The organism is Pseudonocardia lacus (genome assembly GCF_018531445.1).
Classification (GTDB): Bacteria; Actinomycetota; Actinomycetes; order Mycobacteriales; family Pseudonocardiaceae; genus Pseudonocardia; species Pseudonocardia lacus.
Genome location: NZ_JAHDTH010000288.1, coordinates 1 through 7346, shown reverse-complemented (window position 1 = coordinate 7346; position 7346 = coordinate 1). Strand labels below are relative to the sequence as shown.

The window sequence follows — 7346 nt, the reverse complement described above, 5'->3', positions numbered from 1 at the left end:
GGTGGGTCGGGTGCGCGGATCATGACGACGTTGGTGCACCACATGCGGGACAACGGCATCCGGTACGGGTTGCAGACGATGTGCGAGGGCGGTGGGCAGGCCAACGCCACCATCCTCGAACTGCTCTAGCGACACCACGGCACGAGGCGGGACCCGGCCGCGGCACCGATGCCGCGGCCGGTCGACAATCCGAGCGCGGAGAAGGGCTGGCAGCGTGGTCAGGACGAGGTTCACCGAGGAGTTCGGCATCCGCTACCCGCTGGTGCAGGGCGGGATGCAGTGGGTGGGGCGGGCACCGCTGGTGGCCGCGGTGGCCAACGCCGGGGCGCTCGGCTTCATCACCGCGCTCACCCAGCCCACCCCCGACGCGCTGCGCGAGGAGATCGCGCGCTGCCGCGAGCTCACCGACCAGCCGTTCGGGGTCAACCTGACGATCCTGCCGGCGATCAAGCCGCCGCCCTACGCCGAGTACCGGCAGGCGATCATCGACTCCGGCGTCGACATCGTCGAGACCGCGGGCTCCAACCCGGCCGAGCACCTGGAGCACTTCCACGCGCACGGCATCAAGGTCATCCACAAGTGCACGAGCGTGCGCCACGCGGTCAAGGCGCAGTCCCTCGGCGTCGACGCGGTGAGCATCGACGGCTTCGAGTGCGCGGGCCACCCGGGTGAGGACGACATCCCCGGCCTGGTGCTGATCCCGGCCGCCGCCGACCGGATCACCGTCCCGATGCTGGCCTCCGGCGGGTTCGCCGACGGCCGCGGGCTGGTCGCCGCGCTCGCCCTGGGCGCCGACGGCATCAGCATGGGCACCCGCTGGATGGCCACCGTCGAGTCCGGCATCCACCAGAAGGTCAAGGAGCGCCTGGTCGAGGCCGAGGAGCGGGAAACCCAGCTGATCTTCCGCCAGCTGCGCAACACCGCCCGCGTCGCGGACAACACGGTCAGCCGCGAGGTCGTGCGCCGGCTCAACGAGGGGGCGAAGTTCGAGGAGGTCCGCGACCTGGTCGCCGGGGCGCGCGGGGTGAAGGTCTACGAGACCGGCGACGTCGAGCACGGCATCTGGTCGGCGGGCATGGTGCAGACGCTGATCCGCGACATCCCCACCTGCGACGAGCTGGTCCAGCGGATCATCGGCGACGCGAGCGACATCATCCGCGGCCGGCTGGCCTCCGCGCTGGAACCCGCGGCCTCCGTCGGGGCATGATCGGGCGGCCGGACGGGCCCACCACGAGGTCCGCCGCGGGCTCCACCACCGCTACCGCAGAACGAGGAGTACGACCATGACCACTGCGACGAGCCGCGTCGCCATCGTCACCGGGGGCGCGCGCGGGATCGGGGCCGCGACCGCGCTGCGCCTGGCCGCCGACGGCCTGGCCGTCGGCGTGCTGGACCTGGACGAGGCGGGGGCCAAGGGCACGGCCGAGCAGATCACCGGCAACGGCGGCAGGGCGCTCGCCGTCGCCGCGGACGTGTCCGACGCCGACTCGGTGCAGGCCGCGGTCGACCGGGTGGCCGCCGAGCTGGGCGGGCCCACCGTGCTGGTCAACAACGCCGGCGTCACCCGCGACAACATGCTGTTCAAGATGACCGACGCCGACTGGGACACGGTCATGGGCGTGCACCTCAAGGGCGCCTTCCTGATGTCGCGCGCGGTGCAGAAGTACATGGTCGAGGCCAAGTTCGGCCGGATCGTGAGCCTGTCGAGCACCTCGGCGCTGGGCAACCGCGGCCAGGCCAACTACTCCACGGCCAAGGCCGGCCTGCAGGGGCTCACCAAGACCCTGGCCATCGAGCTGGGCAAGTTCGGCGTCACCGCGAACGCGATCGCCCCCGGCTTCATCCAGACCGAGATGACCAAGGCGACGGCCGAGCGGCTGGGCGTGCCGTTCGAGGCCTTCATCGAGGGCGCGGCCAAGACCATCCCGGTCAACCGCGTCGGCCAGCCGGAGGACATCGCCGCGCTGGTGTCCTACCTGGTCTCCGAGGAGTCCGGGTTCGTCTCGGGGCAGGTCATCTACGCCGCCGGCGGACCGAAGAACTGACGTGGGGGAGCCGACCGCCGGCGCGCAGCCGGACTACGAGCAGATCACCCTCGACGTCGCCGACGGCGTGGCCACGCTGACGCTGAACCGCCCCGACAAGCTCAACGCGTTCACCGGGAAGATGGCCGGCGAGATCATCGACGCCTTCGACCGGACCGATGCCGACGACCGGGTCAAGGCGATCGTGATCACCGGCGCCGGCCGCGGGTTCTGCGCCGGCGCCGACCTCTCCGGCGGCGGCTCCACCTTCGACTACCCCGACGACGCCCCCCGCCGCGACGGCGGCGGCCTGGTGTCGCTGCGGGTCTACGCCTCGCTCAAGCCGGTGATCGTGGCGTTCAACGGCCCGGCGGTCGGCGTGGGGGTCACCATGACCCTGCCCGCCGACATCCGGCTGGCCTCCACGAAGGCCCGCTTCGGGTTCGTCTTCGCCCGCCGCGGGATCGTGCCAGAGGCCGCGTCGAGCTGGTTCCTGCCGCGCCTGGTCGGGATCAGCCGGGCGCTGGAGTGGGCCACCACCGGTCGGGTGTTCGACGCGCAGGAGGCGCTGGCCGGCGGGCTGGTGCGCTCCCTGCACGAGCCCGACGAGCTGCTGCCCGCGGCGTACGAGCTGGCCAGGGAGATCGCCGACAACACCGCCCCGGTGTCGGTCACGATGGCCCGGCACATGATGTGGAAGATGCTCGGCGCCGACAGCCCGATGGCCGCCCACGAGCTCGACTCGCGCGCCGTGGAGTCGCGCGGGAAGTCCGACGACGCCAAGGAGGGGGTCACCTCCTTCCTGGAGAAGCGGACCCCGCGCTACCCGAACCGGGTGTCGACGGACATGCCCGACTTCTTCCCCTGGTGGCGCGAGGAGGAGTTCACGCCGGTCGAGGGCCCGAGGTCGCGGTGACCGGGCGGCCGGGCGAGCCCGTCCTGCTCGTGCGCGACGCCGGGGCGGTGCGGGTGCTCACCCTCAACCGGCCCGACGCCCGCAACGCCCTGAGCGGGGAGCTGATCAGCGCCCTGTACGCGGGCCTGCTGGCCGCCGACGACGACCCCGACGTGCGGGCCGTGGTGCTCACCGGCACCGACCCGGCGTTCTGCGCCGGGGTCGACCTCAAGCAGGCCGCCGCCGAGGGCGCCGCGTACTTCGCGCGCTACCGGCAGGAGGACTGCATCGGCCAGGTCGGGCGGATGGGCAAGCCGGTGGTCGGCGCGGTCAACGGGCCGACCTACACCGGCGGCCTGGAGATCGCGCTCGGCTGCGACTTCCTGGTCGCCTCCGAGCGCGCGGTGTTCGCCGACACCCACGCCAGGGTCGGCGTGCTGCCCGGCGGGGGCATGACCGCCCGGCTCCCGACGGTCGTCGGGCAGGGATGGGCCCGCCGGATGTCGATGACCGGCGACCCGGTCCCGGCGGCGCTCGCCGAGCGGATCGGCCTGGTCACCGAGGTCGTCGCGCACGACGAGGTCGTCTCGCGGGCGGTCGGGCTGGCCGCCGCCGCGGCCGAGGTGCCCGGCGAGGTCATGGCGCCGATCAAGCGGATGTACGTCGAGGGCGGCGGGGTGCCCGCCGCGCTGGAGGTCGAGCGCGGCATCGCCACCAGCCGCACCACCGACATGGCGGGCTTCGAGGCCCGCCGGCAGGCGGTGCTGGCCCGCAACCGCAGCCGCATCGCGGGAGGGACCCCATGACGACGACGTCGCCGACGGCGACCCCGGCGACCGGGGGGACGGTCGCCGTCTCCTCACCGGGCCCGGAGGTGCGCCGCATCGAGATGCGCCGCCCCGAGCGGCTCAACGCCATGGACGCCGAGATGGTCGGCGCCCTGCACGAGGCGCTGGCCGACGCCGAGGCCGATCCGCTGTGCCGGGTCGTGGTGCTCACCGGCGCCGGGCGCGGGTTCTGCGCCGGCCTGGACCTCAACGGCTACGGCGACCCGCCGAACGCCGCGGCCGAGCCCGGCCCGATCCACCGCACGCTGGGCACCCAGCGCCAGATCGCCGGGCTCGTCCAGCGCATCCGGCGGATGCCGCAGGTGGTGGTCTCGCAGGTCAACGGCCCGGCGGCCGGTGGGGGACTGGCGCTGGTGTGCGCGTCGGACGTGCGCATCGCGGCCGAGGAGGCGATCTTCGCCTCGTCGTTCATCCGGATCGGGGTGACCGGCTGCGACATCGGTGTGTCCTGGATGCTGCCGCGGCTGGTCGGGGCCGGGCGGGCGCACGAGCTGATGCTCACCGCGCGCCGGTTCGACGCCGCCGAGGCGCTGCGGATCGGCCTGCTGGCCGACGTGGTGCCGGGCGCGGAGCTGACCGAGCGCGTCGACCGGTTGGTCGCCGACCTGCTCCGGGCCCCACCGCTGTCGCTGGCGCTGACCAAGCAGGGCATGTGGATGTCGATGGAGATCCCGTCGTTCGACGCCGCGGTGGAGGTGGAGAACCGCCAGCAGGTGCTGACCAGCGCCACCGAGGACCGGGCCGAGGCCATGCGGACCTACCGCTCCGGCGGCGCACCCACGTACCACCACCGCTGAGCGCGGGTCCGCCTCGGCCCGCCGGGGCCAGTGGCGATCATGGCGACGCCGCGGCGGCGCCCGAGCCGGCTCGCCCCGGCCGAGGTGCCGGGGCGCTGCGCGCGGGTGCTGCTCGGCGCGGCCGGCCTGGCCCTAGGTCTTGATGCCCGCCCGCTGGCAGGCGTCGGCCAGCTCGGGCGTGCAGACCGTGCCCAGTTCCAGCTCGCCGGTGTCGATGAGCGTCGCGCGCAGGTTCGACGCGGTGACGATCGTCGGCTCGAACAGCTCGGTCGGGGTGCCGAACAGCGTCTCCCCGACCGGTGGCCGCCCGCCGTTGACGATCTGCACGGCCGCCGCGGCGGCGCCCTCGGCCACCATCTTGATCGGCTTGGAGATGGTGTTGAACTGCTGGCCCTGCAGGATGCGCTGGGCCGCGGCCAGTTCGGAGTCGTTGCCGGTGATGGGAGGGATGGGGGAGACGCCGGCCGCACGGAACGCCGCGGCCGCCCCGCCCGCCGTGCCGTCGTTGCCGGCGATCACGCCGACGATCTGCGGCCCGAACCGGGTGATCTGCTCGCGCACCCACGCCTGGGCCTTGTCCGGGTCCCAGCCCGGGGTGTCGTAGGCGGCGAGCACGGGGAACCGGCTGCCCTCCAGCGCCGCGGCGACGCCCTCCTGGACCAGGTCGGCCGCCGCGTCCTCGGGGGCACCGTTGACCTGCAGCAGCCCGCCGCCGTCCGGGGCGTCCTCCAGCCGGTCCAGCAGCGACTCGGTGATCAGCGTGCCGATCGCCTCGTTGTCGTAGGAGATGTAGAGGTCGGCGGGCACGTCGACGATCGGGCGGTCGTAGGCGACCACCTGGGCGCCGCGGTCGTGGGCCTGGCGGACGATGTCGACGGCCACCTGGGGCTCCACCGCGGAGATGACCAGCACGCTGGCGCCGCGGTCGAGCGCGGCCATCGCCTGCTCGCGCTGCTTGTCCCCGCTGGCCTCGGCGTTGCTGTAGATCACGTCGCAGCGCACGCACAGGTTGTCGACCCGGCTCTGGAACAGCGGGTAGTCGTAGCGTTCGTAGCGGGTGGACGCCTGGTCCGGCATCAGGAACGCGATGACCGGGCTGTTGGCGGCCGCCGCGGCGGCCGCGTCCGGGGTCGGCGCGGCCTGGCTGCAGGCGGCGAGCGAGACGGCCAGCGCGACCGCGGCGATGCCGCGACGACCGACCGGGCGGGGAGCGTCCCAGCTCATGATTCCTCCATACGTCCGCACGGTTTCGCGTAGGCGCGGCGCCCCGCCAGGCTAAACGGCCTCGCACGCTCGGTTACTGGCGGGTTGGTGTCACACCCGATGGTGTGAAGGGAGGTGTGCTATGTCCCACGGACGGAGCAGTAACGCTGTGGCTGTCTGTGTCGGTGGGCACTGTTTGGATGCCCTATGGCCTCTGAACCCCTCCCCCCGTCCCGGTTCGCCGCCCTCGACGGGCTCGACGACTGGCGCTACCTGCTGGAGTCGATCCACGCCACGTTCGACGCCGGCTCCTACCCGGCGGCGGTCGCCCTCGTGGTCGCGGTGGCCGAGGCCGCGGAGGCGGCCCACCACCACCCCGACGTCGACCTGCGCTACCCCGGCACGGTGCGCGTGGCGCTGACGACCCACGCCGCCGGGGCCGTCACCACCGCAGACGCCGACCTCGCCCGCACGATCTCCGCGCTCGCCGCCGCGGCGGGCGCGGTCGCCCAACCGACCCGCGCCGAGCTGACCGAACTCGCCATCGACGCCATGGACATCGCCGCGGTGCGGCCGTTCTGGGCCGCGGTGTTGGGCTACCGCGACGTCGACGGCTCCCTGGTCGACCCACTCGGGCGGAGGCCGGCGGTGTGGTTCCAACAGATGGACGCGCCGCGCCCGCAGCGCAACCGCCTGCACGTCGACGTCGTCGTCGCCCACGACGTGGCCGAGGAGCGGGTCGCCGCGGCGCTCGCCGCGGGCGGCACGCTGGTCTCCGACGACCGGGCCAGGGCGTGGTGGGTGCTGGCCGACCGGGAGGGCAACGAGGCGTGCGTCTGCACCTGGCAGGACCGCCGCTGAGCAGCGGGCTGCGCGGCTGAACGGCTCTGGTCCGCCGCGGGGTCACGCCGTACGCTCGGATTTGAGCGATCGCTCAATCCGGGAGGTGGGCATGGGTCTGTACGTCGAGACGCGCATCCGCGCCGACGTGGACACCGTCTGGCGGCGCACGCAGGACCCGGCGGCACACCAGAGCTGGGACCTGCGGTTCACCCGGATCGAGCCGCTGGCGTCCGGGCCGGGGCAGGCGCGGCGGTTCCGCTACGCGGTGCGCGTCCTGCCCGGGCTCACCGTCTCCGGATCGGGGGTCCACGCCGGGGAACGCCACCGGCCCGACGGCACCCGGACGTCCGCGCTGCGGTTCGCCTCCGACCACCCGCTCTCGCTGATCGCCGAGGGGAGCGGCTACTGGCGCTACGTGCCCGACGCCGGGGGCGTCCGATTCCTCACCGGGTACGACTACGCCCCGCGCTGGGGCCGGGTCGGCGGGCTGGTCGACCGGTTCGCCTTCCGGCCGCTGATGGGGTGGGGCACGGCGTGGTCGTTCGACCGGCTGCGGCTGTGGTGCGAGCGGGGGATCGCACCGCGCCGCTCGCTGCGCAACGCGCTGCTGGACGTCGGGCTGCGGGTGGGCGCGGTGCTGGCGGCGGCGAGGGTGCGCCCAGCGCTCGCGGTGGTCGTCGGGGCACTCGCGGTCGCGGCGCCACCCGCGCCCGCGCGGCCGTCGGCCCGCCGGTGC

The 7346-nt window shown here is 73.9% G+C and carries 8 protein-coding genes and 1 pseudogene; 8 read left to right on the top strand and 1 reads right to left on the bottom strand.

The annotated features are described in order from the left end of the window. The 6 genes and pseudogenes from KIK08_RS35745 to KIK08_RS35720 form a co-directional block, all read left to right on the top strand. Window positions 1–129, top strand: a pseudogene (locus tag KIK08_RS35745) (acetyl-CoA C-acetyltransferase); the annotation flags it as partial. A gap of 85 nt (window positions 130–214) precedes the next feature. After that, a complete protein-coding gene (locus tag KIK08_RS35740; protein ID WP_214407747.1) occupies window positions 215–1207 on the top strand; it encodes an NAD(P)H-dependent flavin oxidoreductase in 993 nt (330 codons plus the stop codon). Between the two features lie 76 nt (window positions 1208–1283). Beyond that, window positions 1284–2045, top strand: a complete 762-nt coding sequence (fabG, locus tag KIK08_RS35735) for a 3-oxoacyl-ACP reductase FabG (RefSeq protein ID WP_214407746.1) — start codon at window positions 1284–1286, stop codon at window positions 2043–2045. Window position 2046: 1 nt separating this feature from the next. Continuing rightward, on the top strand, window positions 2047–2940 hold the full coding sequence (locus tag KIK08_RS35730; protein WP_214407745.1) for a crotonase/enoyl-CoA hydratase family protein: 894 nt from the start codon (window positions 2047–2049) through the stop codon (window positions 2938–2940). Then, window positions 2937–3725 carry an enoyl-CoA hydratase gene (locus tag KIK08_RS35725; protein WP_214407744.1) on the top strand — a complete coding sequence of 263 codons (789 nt, stop codon included), beginning with the start codon at window positions 2937–2939 and terminating at the stop codon, window positions 3723–3725. Before KIK08_RS35730 ends, KIK08_RS35725 begins: the two co-directional genes overlap by 4 nt. Further along, window positions 3722–4564 carry an enoyl-CoA hydratase/isomerase family protein gene (locus KIK08_RS35720; protein ID WP_214407743.1) on the top strand — a complete coding sequence of 281 codons (843 nt, stop codon included), beginning with the start codon at window positions 3722–3724 and terminating at the stop codon, window positions 4562–4564. Before KIK08_RS35725 ends, KIK08_RS35720 begins: the two co-directional genes overlap by 4 nt. A 132-nt stretch (window positions 4565–4696) precedes the next feature. Here the strand turns inward: KIK08_RS35720 and KIK08_RS35715 are convergent, their stop codons facing one another. Next, window positions 4697–5788 carry a substrate-binding domain-containing protein gene (locus tag KIK08_RS35715; protein ID WP_214407742.1) on the bottom strand — a complete coding sequence of 364 codons (1092 nt, stop codon included), beginning with the start codon at window positions 5786–5788 and terminating at the stop codon, window positions 4697–4699. Between the two features lie 186 nt (window positions 5789–5974). On the opposite strand from KIK08_RS35715, the gene KIK08_RS35710 reads away from it, so the two are divergent. Then, entirely contained in the window at window positions 5975–6628 is a 654-nt protein-coding gene (locus tag KIK08_RS35710) for a 4a-hydroxytetrahydrobiopterin dehydratase (protein ID WP_214407741.1), read from the top strand. Between the two features lie 91 nt (window positions 6629–6719). Continuing rightward, window positions 6720–7346: SRPBCC family protein (locus KIK08_RS35705; RefSeq protein WP_214407740.1), on the top strand; the 627-nt coding region annotated here is incomplete at its 3' end.